This is a genomic window from Lysobacterales bacterium, assembly GCA_019634735.1.
GTDB lineage: Bacteria > Pseudomonadota > Gammaproteobacteria > Xanthomonadales > UBA2363 > Pseudofulvimonas.
Map to the genome: position 1 here is coordinate 163,006 of JAHCAT010000003.1, position 17,422 is coordinate 180,427.

A 17,422-nucleotide genomic window follows, 5' to 3' on the forward strand; every position below is an offset into this window, starting at 1 on the left:
CGCGGGACACGCGGACTCGAGGTCGGTGGATCGCCCGCCAGGCTGCGCAGCAGGTCTGTCATGCCTCGACGAAGGGTGCGCTGCGCGACACCGCTCGGGGGTGACCGCCGCCTGCGGCCACGGCGCCTGCCGCGTCGCCGGCGGGCCTGGCGCGACTCAGCCGGACACGCGCAGCAGGGCGTGCTGCTTGCGGCCCTTGCGAAGCAGGACATGGCCGCCAGCCAGCAGGTCCGCGGCGGTGACCCGGCGATCGGACGCCTGGCAGCGGACGTTGTTCACATAGACGCCGCCGCCCTCGATGTCCTTGCGCGCCTGGCCGCGCGACGGACACAGTCCGGCCTGAACCAGCAGGTCGACCAGGGCCGCGCCCTCGCCGTCCACGGCGGCTCGGTCCAGGGACACCGTGTCGATTTCGCCGGCGAGATCCGCGAACACCGATTCGCCGGCGTCCTCGATCGGCGCGCCGAACAGAATGCGGCCGGCCCTCAGCGCCGAGTCCAGCGCACCTTGGCCATGCACCAGGGCGGTGACCTCGTCGGCCAGCGCCCGCTGCGCCTGGCGGGCACCCGGGTCGTGCGCATGCTCGGCTTCCAGGGCCTCGATCCGCTCGCGCGGCAGGAAGGTGAACTTGCGCAGGTACTCGCCCACCTTCGCGTCCTCGGTGTTGAGGAAGAACTGGTGGAAGCGATAGGGGCTGGTGCGCGCCGGGTCCAGCCAGACCGCGCCGGATTCGGTCTTGCCGAACTTGCTGCCGTCGGACTTGGTGATCAGGGGGAAGGTCCAGCCCCACACCGTGGCACCCAGCTTGCGGCGCACGAACTCGGTGCCGGCAGTGATGTTGCCCCACTGGTCGGAGCCGCCGATCTGCAGTTCGCAGCCGAGCGTGCTGCGCAGGTGGAAGAAGTCGTTGGCCTGCAGCAGCTGGTAGCTGAATTCGGTGTAGCTGATGCCGGCTTCGCTGCCCATCCGCGTGCGCACCGACTCCTTGGCCAGCATGGTGGTCAACGGAAAGTGCTTGCCGACCTCGCGCAGGAACTCCAGGAAGCCCATTGGCGCGGTCCAGTCGGCGTTGTCGACCAGTCGCGCCGGGTTGGCTTCGGCCTCGAAGTCGAGCAGGCGGGCAAGCTGGACCTTGATCGCCGCGACGTTGTGGTCGAGCTGTTCGCGGGTCAGCAGATTGCGCTCTGCGGACTTGCCGGACGGGTCGCCGATCATGCCGGTGGCGCCGCCGGCCAGGGCGATCGGGTGGTGGCCGGCGCGCTGGAAGCGGCGCAGCATGAGCTGCCCCATGAGGTGGCCGACGTGCAGGGAGTCGCCGGTCGGGTCGAAGCCGCAGTAGACCGCGATCGGCCCTTCGCGCAGGCGGGCGGCCAGTCCGTCCAGGTCGGTGCAATCGGCCAGCAGGCCGCGCCACTTGAGGTCGTCGATCAGGTCCATGGGTGTGCGCTGCGGCGGTGGGCCGGTCCGGGGGACCGCGAAGCTTAACAGCGTCAGGCAGGCGCCGATCCGGCGCGACGGGTCGTCCGCTTGCATCCGGCCAACCACTGCGGAGCGATGAGCGGGCAGGGCCCGCGGCGCGCGCCGGGCGGGGCGGCCCTCTCCCCCGCCCCTCCCGCACTGGTGGGGGAGGGGAGAAGTGCGGTGCCTTCGCACCGGCGGTGCCCGCTTGGCAGGAAGGGGCGGACCCGTCTGTGGCGGTCGCTGAGAGACGACGCCAACCCGGTTCGGGAGCGGGGAGCGGGCCGGCACTTGCGATGATCTGCACCGTTGCTGGCCCAGCAGCGCGCGCTGGGCGGGGCGGAACTCTGCCCCGCCTCCCCGCAGGCGGGGCAGAAGTGCAGTGCCGCTGCAAGCACGCGCCTGGCAGTGGGCGAACTGGCTGGGAGGTGCGGATACGGCACCGATCAGGTCGGCCGGGGAGCGGCCCGCGCAGCGGCGCGGCCAGGGGACGCTCACTCGATGACGCGGAAGCGCGCGCTGGCGTATCGACCGGCGGCGTCGAGCACCACCAGCCGGTGTCGACCGGGAGGCGCCAGGCGCAGGTCCAGGGGCAGGCCGCCGGGATGCTCGGCCACCAGGCGATCGTCCAGCAGCCACCACAGGCGGCCCTCGCCGCCGTCGGCGACCAGGCGCAGGTTCACCGAGCCGTCGCCGCCGGGCGCCGGCTTCAGGGTCGCGCCGTCCACCACACCGGCAAGCCGCAGCGTTCCGACGGCCAGATGCGGAGCCGGACCGCAGGCACCGGCCCAGGGGGGGGGTCGAGCGGCGCGCTGGCGCTGCGGGTCCAGCCAGGGCTGCGCCAGCAGCGGCCAGCGGGGCAGGCGCAGGACCGACAGGATCTGGCCGCCGGCGCAATCCGGTCTGCGTCGCCGCCCGTCGGCGTCCAGGAGGACGGTCAGCTCGGCGCCGGCACCCGGTGCCAGGCGATCCGGCAGCGGCGGCGGTCGCAGACCCTCGAGCAGCAGGGATGGATGGCGTTCCGGGCAGGGCGCGGCGGGGTCGGCGCCAACAGGCTGTCCGGACGGCCAGCAGACCTCGACGGACTCGACGCCCGCGGGTTCCTGCCAGCGCGAACCCGCCCGGCGAGGCAGGGCCGCGGCCACCGATTCGAGCAGGGGCAGGGCGGTTATGGCGCCGAACTGGCCGGGCTGTGGCGTGCCGTCGGGTCGCCCGATCCACACGCCGAGGGTGTACTCGGGCAGGATGCCGATCGCCCAGGCGTCGCGGTAGCCCCAACTGGTCCCGGTCTTGGCGACCAGGCCTGTCGCACTGGACCCCGTGCTCCCGGCCGGGCCCGGCACGAGCAGCATCGAGCGCACCAGGCCCGCGGCGCCCGGGCTGAGCAGGCGGCGCTCCTCGAGCGGGTCCTGGGGGCGCAGGCGCGGCCGTCCGGCCAGGCCATCGCGTGCCAGCGCGCGGTAGGCGCCGACCAGTTCCTGCAGCGAAGTCGCCGTACCGCCCAGCACCATGGCCAGGTTCGGTGTCGCCGCCCGCGGCAGGTCCAGGCCGAGACCGCCGTGGCGCAGGCGCGCCGCGAAGCGCGCCGGCCCGACCCGGTCGAGCAGGTCCACCGCCGGCACGTTCAGGGACAGCCGCAAGGCCTGGGCCGCCGAGACCGGGCCGCGGAAGGCGCTGTCGAAGTTGCCGGGTCGATAGCCGTCGAAGGCGAATGGCGCATCGACCAGCAGGCTGCCGGTGTGGATCAGTCCGTCGTCGATGGCGAGACCGTAGAGAAAAGGCTTGAGCGTCGAACCCGGCGAGCGCCGCGCCCGCACCATGTCGACATGACCCAGGCGATCGAGGTCGGCGAAGGCGCCTGAGCCGACATAGGCGCGCACCGCGAGGTCGTCGTTGCCGACCACCAGAAGCGCCGCCGAGGTGCGTGGCGGCAGGGGACGCAGCCACTGCCGCACCCGCTCCTCAAGGGCGGCCTGCAGGTCGGCGTCGACCAGGGTCTGGATGACCGGCGTGCCGGGCGCCTGGCTGCGCAGGCGCTGGGCCAGCAGTGCCGCATCCTGGGGCGCGCGCAGGCGGCGCGCCAGCACCGGCTCCTGGCGCGCCTCGGCGACCACCTCGACCGGCCAGATGCCGGTGTCGGCCATGCGTGCCAGCACCTTGTCGCGGGCGGCGCGGGCCCGCTCGGGATGGCGGTCGGGTCGGTTGCGGCCGGGCGCCTGCGGCAGCACCACCAGCAGCGCCGCCTCGGCATGGCTGAGCTGGCCGGGATCCTTGCCGAGCCATGCCCAGCTGGCCGCGCCGACGCCTTCCACGGGGCCGCCGAACGGCGCGTGGTCCAGGTACAGGGCGAGGATCTGCGATTTGTCCAATCGCCGTTCCAGCTGCAGCGCGCGCAGCGACTGGCGCAGCTTGGCGGCGAGTGTCCGGCGCCGCTGCGGCGGCTCCAGGATGCGCGCCACCTGCATGGTCAGCGTCGAGCCGCCCGACACCGGCCGGCCGGCGCGCACCGCCTGCCAGCTGGCGCGGGCCAGGGCCAGGGGATCGATGCCGGGGTGCCAGTGGAAGCGCTGGTCCTCGTAGGCGAGCAGCGCCTCCAGGTAACGCGGCGACACCGATGCGGCATCCACCGGCCGCCGCCATACGCCGTCGCGGCCGGCGAAGGCGCGCAGCGGCCGGCCGTCGGCGGCCAGCACCACGGCACCGCCGTCGTCGCCCGGCAGCGGCGGCGGCAACGCCTGGTCGAGCGCGGCCAGTGGCGCAAGCAGCCAGGCGCCGCGCATCAGCCAGCGCGGCAATCGCGTGCTGCCGGCAGGGGCAGCTGGGGGCGCAACCGCCATCAGCCGCTTTCCGGCAGTGCCGCGGGCGGTCGGTGGCCACCGGTCGATGGCCGTACCGGTCCGCAGACCGCGCGCGCCTCCGCCTGCGCGGAGGCGCGGCTCACGGCTCCGCCTGGCGGAGGCCCTGCGGCGGCAACACGCGCAGCCGGGCCCGGGCGGCGCCGACCGCCCGCAGCCAGGGCCGGTACATGTCTTCGGCCTGAACCGGCGGCACCGCGTACTCGCCCGGCGATACCGCGCGCACCACGTACCAGAGCTGGCCGGTCTGCCCGGACCACAGGCGAAGCACCGCGCTGTAGCGATCGTCGCGGTATTCCTCGTTGCGGATCAGCTCGCTGCCGCCGCGCTGGCCCAGGGCTTCGCCTTCGATCACCAGGGACTGCAGCAGGCGGGCGTCGAGCAGGTTGAGGTTTTCCACTTCCAGCCCACCGGGCAGGGGGTCGACCACCACCAGGTCCTCGACCTGCTCGCGCGCCTCCACGGTGAGCCGGACCACCAGGCTGTCGCCTTCGCGCAGGGCATCGCCGCGGAACGGCCGGCCGTCCGGCGTGAACCAGTCGCGTCGCACGGCGATGCCGGCGGCGTCCGCGGCCGGGGGCGACAACGGCGTGCCGACCCGTTCGCGCAGCAGCCACAGCGGCGTGTCGCCCTCGTTGTGCAGTTCGACCCCGGCCGCCAGGTCGCCCTCGTCGTACAGCGCCGTCCACAGGCCACCGCCGGAGACGGCCACGGCCTCGTCGCCGCGCATCGCCCGGGCACGCATCGGCGCGGCCTCGGCGGCGAGCATCTGCCGGCCAAGCCGGAACAAGGCGAGCTGTTCCTGCGTGGTCAGCGCCATCCCGCCCTGCCGGCCGTCGCGGGCCGCCAGCTCACGCGCCAGCGCCAGCAACTCGCCCTCGGCCCCTTCCACCGCCAGGCCATGACGGGCGATGAGTGCCAGGGCCAGGGCCCGGTCGCGCAGCTCGCTGCCGTAGTCGCCCAGCCAGGCCGGCCGGCGCGGCGGCCCGGCGAGCGCCGCCTGCACGGTGCCCAGGCCACGGCGCTGGTCGCCCTGCAGGTGCAGGGCCAGGCCCAGGTGCACCAGCGACATCAGGCTGGCCGCCTGCTCCCGTTCGTGGTCGAGCATGGCCCGCAAGGTGCCCAGGGGCGCACGACCCAGGCGGGCCAGCACGTACCCGGCATGGGCACGCACCGCGAAGCGCAATGCCGGTCCGTTCTGGTAGGCGTAGTAGCGCTCGCCACCGGCGAGCAGGTCCTCGGTGAGGCGCGTCAGCGCGCGTTCCAGCACCGGCTCGGGAATCGCTTCGCCTGCCTCGCGCGCCTCCAGCAGGAACTCGGCGACGAACGGCGTCAGCTGGGTCTGCGCCTGGCCCTCGCCCGCCCACAGTCCGAAGTGGCCGTTGCCGAGCTGCATCGCGCCGACCCGCGCGAAGGCATCGTCCAGCGCCCGCCGGCGCGCGTCCGGCGCCAGCGCCGGCAGCGCCATGCGCTGGGCAGTCTGCGCGTCGAGAAGGGCCAGCGGGAAGGCGCGGGACACGGTCTGCTCGAGGCAGCCGTAGGGGTAGCCGAGCAGGCCGTCGACCGCACTCGCGAACGGCACCGGCGGCCGCGACGAGACGGCCAGCCCGATCCGCCCGCTGCCATCGAACAGGCCGGCCAGCGCGCTGCGGTCCAGGCGCACATGGCTGCCCGGCGCCAGTCGTTCCAGGCTGCCGTCGCGCAACGGCGCCCAGCCGGGACGCACCACCAGTTCGAAGTTGCGGTCCAGCGCGATGCCCTCGCCGCGGACCGCCAGTGCGATGCGGCCGACCCCTTCGCCGCTCAGGGCCCGCAGCGGCAGCGACAGGGTGCGCCGGGCACCGTCCTCCAGCACCAGGCGCTGGTTGCCTTCGGCGAGTGCCAGCGGCGGTTCGGCGCGCACGGTCAGGGCCAGGGACTGCCGCTGGCCGCTGAGGTTGTGCAGGTCGACGCTGAGCACGGCGCTGTCGCCAGGTGCCATCACCCGCGGACTGGAGACCTCGGCGACCAGGGGCGCGCGCACCTCGATGGCGCCCTCGGCATGGCCATGGCGATGGTCGTCGTAGACCAGCACCGCCAGGCGCAGGCGACCGTTGAAGTCGGGCAGTTCGATGCCGACCTCGGCATTGCCCTGGGCATCCAGCTCGACGGGACCGTCGAACAGATCGACCGTGGCGACCTTGGCGGTCGGCCGCCGGGCCTGGGCGAGCACCGCCAGGGCAAGGTCGCCGCCATAGCGCTGACGGGCCTGATGGCCGTCCAGGTGCTCGATCACCCGGCCGTACAGGTCGTAGGCGTCGACCGCGTAACGGCGCGGCGCGAAGAACTGCGCGCCGGCGTCGGGGACCCCGTAGCGGGTGATGTTGATGATGCCCTGGTCGACCAGGGAGACGGTGGCGCGCGCCGTGCTGCCGGCCAGGGCGGGCGCCGACACGCGGACCGGCACGGTGTCGCCGGGCCGGGCCCGCTCGGGCGCGCTGGCGGCGACCTCGACGCGACGGTCCTCACGGGCGATCGGCAGATGCACCACGCCCAGGGCGCGGTTCGGGGTGATCTTCTCGCGCGCCGAGCCGGGCCGGAACACCAGGGCGGTCAGGTAGACATCGTGGCGCTCCCATGCTGGCGCGACGGTGAGGCGGACCTGGCCGCCGGCGGTGGCCTCGATCGGCTGGCTGTGCAGCAGGGTGCCGCCGGCCTCGACTAGCAGCAGGCCAGGGCCCGGGTGCGGCGGTGTCAGGGTGAGCACCAGGTCGTCGCCGGCCCGGTAGCCGGTGCGGTCCAGCGCCATGCGGATGCGGTCAGGGCGCGCGGCCTCGCCGCGGTTGTCGTCGTCGGCGCGCCAGCCGGCATGGAAGGACAGGCGGGTGGCGGGCGCGCTTGCGCCGTCGGGGGTCAACTCCAGCCGGTAATCGCCCCAGTCGACCTCGGACTCGATGCGCACCGGCGCCTGGGCCGACAGCGTCACCGTGCGCGCCGGTCCGACCGGCCGCCAGTTCGAGGTGTACTCCGCGCGCCAGCCCAGCGCCAGATCATGAGTCCAGACCACCTCGCGATCGTCGCGCAGGACCTGCACCTGCACGCGGCCGTCGCTGAGGCGGCCGTCGGCATCGGCCATGGCCACCTCGAAGGCGACGGTGGCCCGCGCCGGGGCGCCCTCGTCGATGTCGAACAGGGGTCGGATGCCGGGCAGCGGCTGCGCCGGCCAGCGCAGCTGCCGGACGGTACGGCTGACCGCCCGCCCGCCCGGCTCGAAGACGCTGCCGCGCGCGAACACCGCGACCGGGGTCTGGACCGGCAGCGTTTCGGGAAGCGCCAGCGACAGTTCGGCGCGGCCGGCGGCATCCAGCGGGCCGTCGAAGGCGGCGTCGCCAGGGCCGGGCAGGGCCAGGCCCGGGTCCCCGAAGTGGAAGCCGGGCAGGCCCGGCAGGCCGGCCGGGGCGTGCTCGAAGCTGAGCTCGGCGAGGAAGCGCAGCCCCGCCGCCGGCGCGCCGTACAGCCAGGCCGAATCGGCGCTCAGCGCCAGCGTCGGGCCGCTGCCGGACTCCGGTGTCGCCAGGTCCAGCTTCAGGCGTTCGGGCAGGAACTCCTCGACGCGCAGCGGCATCGCGCCGATCGCATCGCCATCGGGTGTGCGCGCCGCCTCCAGGCGCCAGCGACCGGTCGCGGCCTCCGGCGGCAGTTCGCGCACCAGGCTGGTGTAGCCCAGCGCATCGGGCATCACCGACTGTTCCAGGAAGGTGCGGCCGTCGGGCTGGCGCAGGCGCAGGAACAGCGGTGCCGGTGCCATCGCCCGGCCGTCGGCGTCGCGCGCCAGCGCGTGCACGCGCAGCGTTTCGCCCGGCCGGAAAAGGTCGCGACCGGCCCACAGGAACACCGAGGCCGGCGCGCTGGCGCTGCCGGCCGGCAGGTCGAAGGCGGCCAGGTCCAGGGCCGGCTGGCCGAACGGCAGCAGGGACAGGTCGCCGCCGCGGCGCGCCAGCAGCACGTGCTCGCGCGCCGGCCTGACCGGCAGGTTGGCGGTGCCGCTGCGGTCGCTCTGCACGGTGGCCACGGCCGTGCCGCCGGCATCGAGCAGGCGCAGCTCGACGCCCGCAAGCGGGCGGCCGGTGGCCAGCGAGGCGACATGCACGAACAGCCCATCGCTGTGCTGGCGCGCATGCACGCCGATGTCGCTCACGAAGAACAGCGCGGTCGCGTAGGTGTCCTGGAAGCGGCCGGCCGGTCGCATCACCGCGAAGTAGGCGCCGGGTTCGGCGAGGTTGGCGTGGTCGACCGGGATATGGTTGAGCGTGCGCCGGTTGGCCTCGGCGCGCAGCGCGAAGCGGCTGGCCCAGACGCTGTCGGCCAGCTCGGCGATCTGTTCCAGCTCCCAGCTTCCCCGCTGGCCGTTGCGGTGCCAGCTCGACAGGAAGGCCGGCAGGGACGATTCCCGGACCCGCAGGAACTCGACGTCGGCCTCCGCGACGTTCACCGTCACCACCGGCAGGCCGGCGCTGTCGCGGCCCGGCAGGACATGGCCCTGGCTGGCGAAACCGAGCAAGGGGGTCTGCGGCCCGGAGTAGACCTCGACTGCCAGCGGTTCCGGCAGGCTGGCACCGCTGGCGGCAGCCAGGGCCGCATCGACGCGCAGGCGGTAGCGGCGGTCGGCCTCCAGCCAGGGAAAGCTGAGCGTGCGGTTGTCGGACTCGAGCTGCCAGCTGCCATTGGGTCGCGCACCGTCACCGTCGGTGAGGTCGAGCAGGCTGTCGAAGTCCTGCGCCGGGGCCAGCGGTTCGGCGGCGACCAGGCGCAGCGAAGGACGGCCCCAGCGCGTGTAGCCCTCGATCCGTGCGATGTGGAAGCCGCTGCTGTCTTCGGGCGCCTGCCATCGCGTGGCGGCCTCGGCGGCAGGGAGGGCGTCCTCGCCCCGGTCTCCGGCGCCACCGCCGCAGGCGGTCAGCAGCAGGAGCAGGAGCGCGGTCCAGGCCAGGTGCGCCAATCTCATCGCGACTCTCCGGGGGCTGCGGGTGGTGGCGGCATCATAGCGGCGGGCGATGCCGCTTCCCTGCCTGCACGCGCGCACCACGGCTCCGGGTGCAGCCTGCGCCGATGACCGCCTCCCGGACCCATCCCGGCCGCCTGTTCCTGCTGCTGGGCGACCAGCTCGATCCCGATGCCGGCTGGCTGGCCGATTTCGATCCCGCCCGCGACGCCGTGTGGATGGCCGAGGCGGTGGGCGAGGCGACGCGCGTGTGGTCGCACAAGGCACGCATCGCGCTGTTCCTTGCCGCCATGCGGCACTGCCGGGACGCGCTGCGTTCGCGCGGCTGGACCGTGCACTACCGGGACCTGGACGCCGGCCACCAGGATCTCGCGGACGCGCTGGTCGACGACATCGGCGCGCTGGCCCCGGCGCGCGTGGTCGGTTGCCGGCCCGGCGAGCACGGCGTGATGGTGGCCCTGGCGGCGAGCTGTGCGCAGGCCGGCGTGGAACTGGCCTGGCGCGAGGACGACCACTTCCTGGTCGATCCCGGCGAGTTCGCCGACTGGGCGCGCGGTCGGCGCTCCCTGGTCATGGAGCACTTCTACCGCTGGCAACGTCGGCGCCTGGGCATCCTGGTCGATGCCGCCGGCGTGCCCGAGGGCGGCCGCTGGAACTACGACGCCGACAACCGCCGCAGCTTTGGACGCGAGGGCCCGGGCCTGCTGCCCGCGCCCTTGGCCTTCCCGCCAGATGCCCTGACCCGGGAAGTGCTGGAAGAGGTGGCACGGCGCTTCCCCGACCATCCCGGCGAACTTGCCGGTTTCGACTGGCCGGTGACCCGCGCGCAGGCCGCTCAGGCACTGGACGACTTCGTGCGCCATCGACTGGCGGCGTTCGGGCCGTACCAGGATGCCCTTTGGCAGGGCGAACCCTGGCTCTACCACGCGCGCCTGTCGGCGGCGATGAACCTCAAGCTGCTCGATCCGCGCACCGTGGTGGACGCGGCCCTGGCGGCCTGGCGGGAAGGCTCGGCGCCCCTGGCCTCGGTGGAGGGCTTCGTGCGCCAGGTGATCGGCTGGCGCGAGTACGTGCGAGGCATCTACTGGCTGCGCATGCCCGACTACGTCGGGCTCAACGGGCTGGGCGCCGATGCCGACCTGCCGGCCTTCTACTGGACCGGCGACACCGACATGGCCTGTCTGCGCGACGCGCTGGGGCAATTGCTGCGGCACGGATACAACCACCACATCCAGCGCCTGATGCTGACCGGCCTGTTCGCGCTCCTGCTCGGGGTACGGCCGCAGCAGGTCCACGAGTGGTTCCTGGCCATGCACGTCGACGCCGTGGAGTGGGTCGAGCTGCCCAACACCCTGGGCATGGGCCAGCACGCCGATGGCGGCCTGCTGGGCTCGAAGCCCTACGTCGCCAGCGGCCGGTACATCGAGCGCATGGGCAATCATTGCCGGGATTGCCGGTACCGCCCCGGAACCGCGCTGGGCGAGGACGCCTGTCCTTTCACCACGCTCTACTGGGATTTCCTGGACCGTCACCGCGGGCGTTTCGGCAAGCATCCGCGCACGGCCCTGCAATGGCGGTCCCTGGACCGGATGGATCCGGATGCACGGGCAGCAATCCGCATCGCGGCGGTGCAGCTGCGGGCATCGCTGGCCCCGCGCGGGAGCGCGCAGACCGGCGATGCGCGGTGAGCGCGCCGGACGTCCGGGGCCTGGGCGTACGTGGCTCGCTCGCCAGCAGGCTGTTGAAAAACAGCTGCTGGCGGCGGCCATGGATGGCCGCTCGGCGAAGCAAGTGCGTAAGCAGTTGATTCGACGGGAGCCCGTCCGGACCTGCGCCGGACGGGCGACTTGAAAATCGACCAGGAAGGTCGTTTTTCAACAAGCTGCTAGCCCGGATGCTTCATGCGGACGGGGCAGCAGCCTTGCGGGGCATTTGGGCCAGGTCTGCGGCGCAAGTCAGTTTTCGAAGCCGAAGCGCAGGATCGTCTTGGTCCGCCAGTTGGCGACCGTCGGACCGACGTTGCGCATGTTGCGCGCGTTGTCGCGCTCGTCGACGACTCCGGTCGGGACACCCATGTAATTGATCTCCGGGCTGGACCAGTAGGGCCGTCGGGTGCAGCCGCCGACGCAGGGATTGGCGTACGACATCACCGTGCGGAAGCGCTCGCTGGCGGGGGTGTCGGCCAGGCCGTTCCAATGTCCGTAAGAGTAGGGATAGGCGGCGGTGCCCGCGTTTTCGGGATTGTGCGCCATGCCCATGTTGTGGCCGTGCTCGTGGGCATAGGTCAGGTTGCCGACCGCGCAGGTCCGGGCCGTGACCTGAAAGGCATTGGGGGCGAAGCCCGGCCCGACGACGGTCATCAGGTAGCCGATGCCGCAGCCGCCGCCGCCGTTCTCGACCAGCAGGCCGGCCTGGTCGGCGAGGTAGGCGTTGCGCGCCGCATTGGCGGTGGCGTTGGCGCGGAATGCCGACAGGTCGGTGCTGGCATTGCCGCTCTCGTTGAACGCCAGTTCCAGCGCCGCAACCAGCCGGAAGCGATGCGGCAGCGCGCTCTGCGAGAACGCCGTATTGGCGTTGTCGACGGCCGCCTGTGCGGTGGCCTGGATCTGCGCCTCGCCACCGGCACCGGTGCGGGCCGCTGCGGTGTAGAAGATGATCACGTCGATGTCGTCGAAGCGGTCCAGGAACGGCGAGGGGCCGCCCAGGACGGCGGTCGGCGCCAGGGTGTCGATGGTCGGCGCGGGATGGTCGCCGGCGCATTCCGGGAAACCGGCATGGTCGATCGCCAGCAGGTCGGCGCCGCCGTCGCCGGCGGGCATGATCTCCCAGGTGGCGCCGGGCAGCGTGACCAGTCCGGCAAGCTGTCCGGCATGCAGGGTGAAGGTGGCGACATGGTCGGGGTCGCCCTCGACGTGGCCACGCCACAGGGCGCCGTCGGCGCGCTGCTGGTGGTCGACCCGCCGCACCACGACATCGCCGCCGGGCAGCGGCAGCCGCAGCCGGTCGGCCGCCAGCGCGCCGTCGGCCAGCTCGATGCGATGGCCATGGCGGGCGGCCGGCGAACCCAGCTCGGTGGACGCCAGGGCGCTGCCCAGTTGCCAGGCCTGGACGGGTGTCTGGTCGGCGACGGCCGGCGCCGCAGCCAGCGCCAGCAGGGCGGACAGATGAATTCTTGTGGACATGTACCCCTCCTCCAGGGAAACGCGATACCGGAGGGTAATACAGTCAGGCCCCGATGTCCGTGCACGGTGCGCCGACATGCCTGCCCCGAGCATTCCCGGAATGCCCCACGACCTTCCCACGCGTACCGCCCTGATCTGGTTCCGCCGCGACCTGCGGCTGGACGACCATCCCGCCCTGGATGCCGCATTGCGGGCCGGCTATGCCATCGTGCCCGTGTACGTCCATGCGCCTGGCGAGGAGGCGCCCTGGGCGCCCGGTGCGGCGTCGCGCTGGTGGTTGCATCACGCGTTGCTGGCGCTGGATGCCAGCCTCCGGCGACTCGGATCCGGCCTGGTGGTGCGCGCGGGCGCAAGCCTGGAGACGCTGCTCTCGATCGCCCGCGAGTGCGGGGCGAGCGCGGTGTACTGGCACCGGCGCTACGAGCCCGCCGTGGTCGCGCGCGACACCCTGATCAAGCGCGAACTGCGCGCCGCCGGCCTGCATGCCGAGAGCCTCAACGGGGCGTTGCTCGCCGAGCCCTGGCAGATCGCGACCGGACAGGGCGATCCCTACCGTGTGTTCACGCCTTACTGGCGCAGGTTGCTCGCAAGCCTGGACACGGTGACGGCCGTGTCGCCGCCGCCCAGTCTGCCGACGCCCATGCGGATGCCCGCAGGAGATGAGGTCGCCGCGCTCGGCCTGTTGCCTCGCATCGCCTGGGACGGGGGGCTGGCGCAGGCCTGGACGCCGGGCGAGGCCGGCGCCCAGGCCCGCCTGCGCGCATTCCTGTCGGACGCGGCCGCGGACTATGCGCACGGCCGCGACCGCCCGGATCGCGACGGCACCTCGCGGCTGTCGGCACACCTGCACTTCGGCGAGATCTCGCCGCGCCGTGCGCTGCTCGAGGCCCGGGCGCGGGGCGCGGATTGCGAAGGCGCCGCGGCCTTCATCCGCGAGCTGGGCTGGCGGGAGTTCTCCCACCACCTGCTGCATCACTTTCCGGAAACCCCACAGGCGCCGCTCAACCCCAGGTACGAGGCGTTTCCCTGGCGCGAGGACGCCGGCGACCTGGTCGCCTGGCAGCGCGGGCGTACCGGCATCCCGCTGGTCGACGCCGGCATGCGCCAGCTCTGGCGCACCGGCTGGATGCACAACCGCGTGCGCATGGTGGTGGCTTCCTTGCTGACCAAGAACCTGCGCATCCACTGGCTGGCGGGCGCGCGCTGGTTCTGGGACACCCTCGTCGATGCCGATCTGGCCAACAACACCCAGGGTTGGCAATGGACGGCCGGCTCGGGTGCCGATGCCGCACCCTATTTCCGGGTGTTCAATCCGGCGGCGCAGGGCGAGCGCTTCGATCCCGACGGATGCTACGTGCGGCACTGGTTGCCGGAACTGGCGCGGCTTCCCTCGCGCTGGCTGCACCGGCCGTGGCAGGCGCCCGTCGCGGTACTCGATGCTGCGGGGGTGGACGACGACAGCGTCTACCGGCGCCCGATCGTCGACCTTCAGCGCAGCCGCGAGGATGCGCTGGCAGCCTGGCGCACGATCTGAGATCGGCGAGGTAGCATCGCCCGCCAGCCCACCTGCGCGGCCGCGTTCGCCGCGGCCACGCCCGGGGCAGCCGGTTCAGCGCTTGCGTGGCGCGCTGCTGCGCACGGTCGGCGACTTCTTCGCGGCAGTCTTGCCCGCCTTCTTCGCCGCAGTCCTGCCGCCTGCCTTCTTCGCCGCCGGCTTGCCGGCAGCGCGCCTTGCCGGGGTCCGGCCGGCGGGCTTGGCAGCCGGACTGCTGGCCGTGTGCTTGCCCGGGCCGGTCCGGGCATCGCCGTGACCGGTCAAGGTCGCCAGCATCTGGGCACGCATCGACTCCATCTGCGCCATCAGCGTCTCGAAGTCCTCGCGCGAGGGCACGGCCATGCGCTCCACGGCCTGCGCAACGCGGGCATCGACCAGGCCCTGGATCTTCTTCATGCTGGCCTGGCCGGTATCGCGCAGGCGCTGGACGGTGCCTTCCATGTGGTCGCGCAGGCTGGCCAGGTGCTCGTGGGTGTACTTTCGGGTCTGCTTCTCAAGCTCCGCACCATCGACGATGAGCTGGTCGAACAGCCGCGACCCTTCCTCCTGCGCCTTGGCGAAGGCGCCCAGACCGGCAAGCCAGATCTGCTGGGCGGAATCGGCGATGGCCTTGGCGGCGGACTTGCGTTCCTGCTTGCTCATTGCGGGCTCCTGGCAAGGTGACGCCACGAGTCTAGCCGGAATCGGCATTGCCCCCAACGCCCGCGCCAGGACAGTCCGGGACCGCCGGACCGTCCCGGCAGCGGCGCCGATCGCGGCCTGGGGCCGGTTTTCCGTTACCCTGCGCGCGATGATCGAACAGCTTCGACTCGCCGACGGCACCCGGCTGCCGCTGCCAGCACCGGGGCAGCGGCTGGCGCTTGCCGGCGGGCCGGAGGGGTCAACGGCACCGGGCGGGGCGAGCGCCGTCGCCGAGGTGGAGTCGGACCCCCCGGGCGCCTGGCTGTTCGTGCACGACCCCTCGGTGGGTGCCGTGGTCAATGGTCGACCGGTCCAGTCGCTGGCCTGGCTGCATGCCGGCGATCGGGTCTGCCTGGGCAACCTCGCTTTCGACCTGCTCGGACGTCCGCCAGCCACCGAGGTGCCGCCGGTGCGCAGTTTCGTTCTGCGCCGGCGCGGCGGCAGCGGCGCGGGCAGTGTCCTGGAGGGCCCGCTGCAGAGCTTCGATCCCGAAGGGCAGCCGGTCTCGGCCGCCGCGGCGGCATTGAGCGTGAGCTTTTCGGGCGGCTGCGTCGCCGTGCAGCCCGGTGCGGTCCAGGCCTGGCTCAACGGCCACCCCTTGGCCGGCCAGGCGGCGCTTGCGCCCGGGGACCAGTTGCAGGTCGCGCGTGCGCGCTATCTGGTCGAGGTCCTCCCGGAACCGGTCCCCGAGCCGGTCACGCGGCGCCTGCCCGCAGCCGAGGCGATGCCGGAACCGGCGCCGGCGGGCAGCGCCTCGGGCCTGGGCTGGCTGGTTCTGCTGGCGGCCCTGCTGGCAGCCGTGATCGCCGCACTCATCTATATCTGAGCGTCCGGCGAAACGCCCACCCCCGTCGACCTGCCGGTCGATGATCGATTCCTGGAGCACCAGGACAAGGGAACGTGCCCTGGCCCTGGTGCCCGGACCGCGCTCGCTTTCCGCCTCAGCCCGGATGTTTCGCGAGGACGCGTAGCGAGGCCGTCGAGACCGCGCCACGGCGCGAAGATCGGCGGCCGCAGCAGCGGTCTCATGAAATGTCGGGGTCAGGCAGCCGGACCGTCCCTGGCGGTGTGCCGCGTAAGGACGCGCGCCAGTGGGGGCAGGCGCAGCGCCAGCAGCAACAGGGCGATGCCCAGGTGGATCGCCGGCTCTCGCCAGTCCGCCTTGACCAGCCAGAGGAAGTGCAGGCAGGCCAGCAGCACGGCCGGGTAGACCAGCCGGTGCAGCGGTCGCCAGCGGCGGCCGAGCCGACGCTGCATGGCGCGGGTCGAGGTGAGCGCCAGCGGGACCAGCAGGACCAGGGCGGCGGCGCCGACGGTGATGAACGGCCGCTTCACCAGGTCCTCGAGCAGTTGCGGCCAGTAGGCCTGCAGGTCGAGCGCCACGTACACCAGCAGGTGCAGCAGCGCGTAGGCGAACGCGAACAGGCCGATCATCCGACGCAGGCGCAGCGGCCAGGGCGAGCCGGTGAGCCTGCGCAGCGGCGTCATCGCCAGCGATAGCAGCAGCAGCCGCAATGCCCAGATGCCGGTTTCATGGGTCAGCCGGGCGACCGGATCCGGCCCCAGGTCGCCGCGGGCAACCTGCAGCGCCATCCACAGCATCGGCGACAGGCAGGCCAGGAAGACGGCGCTGCGGACCGCCGTCCCAGGCCGGCGGCCGGCATTCGTTGCCGGTGCCGGCATCAGTAGTTCCGGCGCAGGTCTAGACCGGCATAGAGGTGGCCGACCTGCTCGGCGTAGCCGTTGAACAGCAGGGTCGGGATACGCCTGGCGAACACGCTGGTGCTGCTGCCGGCGATCCGGCGTTCGCTGCGCTGGCTCCAGCGGGGATGGTCGACCTGCGGGTTGACGTTCGCGTAGAAGCCGTACTCGTGGGGCGCCGAGCGCTCCCAGCTGGTCAGCGGCCGGTCGGCGAGGAATTCGATACGGACGATCGACTTGATGCTCTTGAAGCCGTACTTCCAGGGCACGACCAGGCGCAGCGGCGCGCCGTTCTGGTTGGGCAGGACCTGGCCGTACAGCCCGGTGGCGATGAACGACAGCGGATGCATCGCCTCCTCGATGGTCAGCGCCTCGACATAGGGCCAGTCGAGGATGCGCCGTCGCTGGCCAGGCATCCGCTCGGGATCGAGAAGGGTGTGGAAGGCGACGTAGCGCGCCTGGGAGGCGGGCTCGAAGCGCTTGAGCAGATCGGCCAGCGGAAAGCCGATCCACGGGATCACCATCGACCATCCTTCGACGCAGCGCAGCCGGTAGACGCGCTCCTCCAGCGGATGCGGCGCCAGCACGTCCTCCAGGTCGAGGCGGCCGGTCCGCTCGGCGGCACCGGCCACCTCCAGCGACCAGGGACGCGGCCTGAGCGTGTGCGCGTACCGGGCGGGGTCGTCCTTGCCGGTGCCGAACTCGTAGAAGTTGTTGTAGCCGGTGACGTCGGCGAAGCGGGTCATGTCCTCGCCGCCGGTGGTGTCGGTGCGACGAATGATCGACAGCGGCTCGCCGGCCGGCGGCGCAGCGGCCGGTCCCGGTTCGCGGCAGGCAGCCAGCAAGGGCAGGGCGGCCAGACCACCGAAGGCGGCGAGCAGGCGTCGGCGTTCGCGCCAGACCGGTTCCGGGGTGATCTCGCTGGCTGGCGGCTGCGGAAACCGATGGCGGGGCATGACGGACTCCAGACTTGGCCAGGCCATGGTGCCACCTCGACGGTCAACGCCAG

At 72.9% G+C, this 17,422-nt stretch carries 10 protein-coding genes; 3 read left to right on the plus strand and 7 right to left on the minus strand.

The window, feature by feature from the left end; all coding sequences use genetic code 11:
* Positions 1-156: 156 nt before the first annotated feature.
* The 3 genes from KF823_04635 to KF823_04645 form a co-directional block, all read right to left on the minus strand.
* Complete coding sequence (locus tag KF823_04635) at positions 157-1,437, minus strand: tyrosine--tRNA ligase (protein ID MBX3725185.1); 1,281 nt, start codon at positions 1,435-1,437, stop codon at positions 157-159.
* A 515-nt stretch (positions 1,438-1,952) separates the two neighbouring features.
* Positions 1,953-4,295, minus strand: a complete 2,343-nt coding sequence (gene pbpC, locus KF823_04640) for a penicillin-binding protein 1C (GenBank protein MBX3725186.1) — start codon at positions 4,293-4,295, stop codon at positions 1,953-1,955.
* 100 nt (positions 4,296-4,395) lie between these two features.
* A complete protein-coding gene (locus KF823_04645) occupies positions 4,396-9,297 on the minus strand; it encodes an alpha-2-macroglobulin family protein (GenBank protein ID MBX3725187.1) in 4,902 nt (1,633 codons plus the stop codon).
* A gap of 104 nt (positions 9,298-9,401) precedes the next feature.
* Here KF823_04645 and KF823_04650 point away from each other — a divergent pair, with 104 nt between their 5' ends.
* On the plus strand, positions 9,402-10,982 hold the full coding sequence (locus KF823_04650) for a cryptochrome/photolyase family protein (GenBank protein MBX3725188.1): 1,581 nt from the start codon (positions 9,402-9,404) through the stop codon (positions 10,980-10,982).
* A 267-nt stretch (positions 10,983-11,249) separates the two neighbouring features.
* Here KF823_04650 and KF823_04655 read toward each other — a convergent pair whose 3' ends face one another.
* Positions 11,250-12,476, minus strand: a complete 1,227-nt coding sequence (locus KF823_04655; GenBank protein ID MBX3725189.1) for a hypothetical protein — start codon at positions 12,474-12,476, stop codon at positions 11,250-11,252.
* Between the two features lie 100 nt (positions 12,477-12,576).
* Between KF823_04655 and KF823_04660 the strand changes: the two genes are divergently transcribed.
* On the plus strand, positions 12,577-14,010 hold the full coding sequence (locus KF823_04660; GenBank protein MBX3725190.1) for a deoxyribodipyrimidine photo-lyase: 1,434 nt from the start codon (positions 12,577-12,579) through the stop codon (positions 14,008-14,010).
* 75 nt (positions 14,011-14,085) lie between these two features.
* On the opposite strand, the gene KF823_04665 is transcribed toward KF823_04660, so the two are convergent.
* Positions 14,086-14,673, minus strand: coding sequence for a phasin family protein (locus KF823_04665; GenBank protein ID MBX3725191.1), 588 nt, complete (start codon positions 14,671-14,673; stop codon positions 14,086-14,088).
* A gap of 148 nt (positions 14,674-14,821) precedes the next feature.
* On the opposite strand from KF823_04665, the gene KF823_04670 reads away from it, so the two are divergent.
* Positions 14,822-15,538 (plus strand): hypothetical protein, encoded by a 717-nt coding sequence (locus KF823_04670; GenBank protein MBX3725192.1) that lies wholly within the window; start codon positions 14,822-14,824, stop codon positions 15,536-15,538.
* Between the two features lie 215 nt (positions 15,539-15,753).
* Here the strand turns inward: KF823_04670 and KF823_04675 are convergent, their stop codons facing one another.
* Both KF823_04675 and msrP read right to left on the minus strand, forming a co-directional pair.
* The gene (locus KF823_04675; GenBank protein MBX3725193.1) at positions 15,754-16,395 is read right to left on the minus strand and encodes a sulfoxide reductase heme-binding subunit YedZ; all 642 of its coding nucleotides are present in this window, start codon (positions 16,393-16,395) and stop codon (positions 15,754-15,756) included.
* On the minus strand, positions 16,395-17,369 hold the full coding sequence (gene msrP / locus KF823_04680) for a protein-methionine-sulfoxide reductase catalytic subunit MsrP (protein ID MBX3725194.1): 975 nt from the start codon (positions 17,367-17,369) through the stop codon (positions 16,395-16,397). Before msrP ends, KF823_04675 begins: the two co-directional genes overlap by 1 nt.
* Positions 17,370-17,422 lie beyond the last annotated feature (53 nt).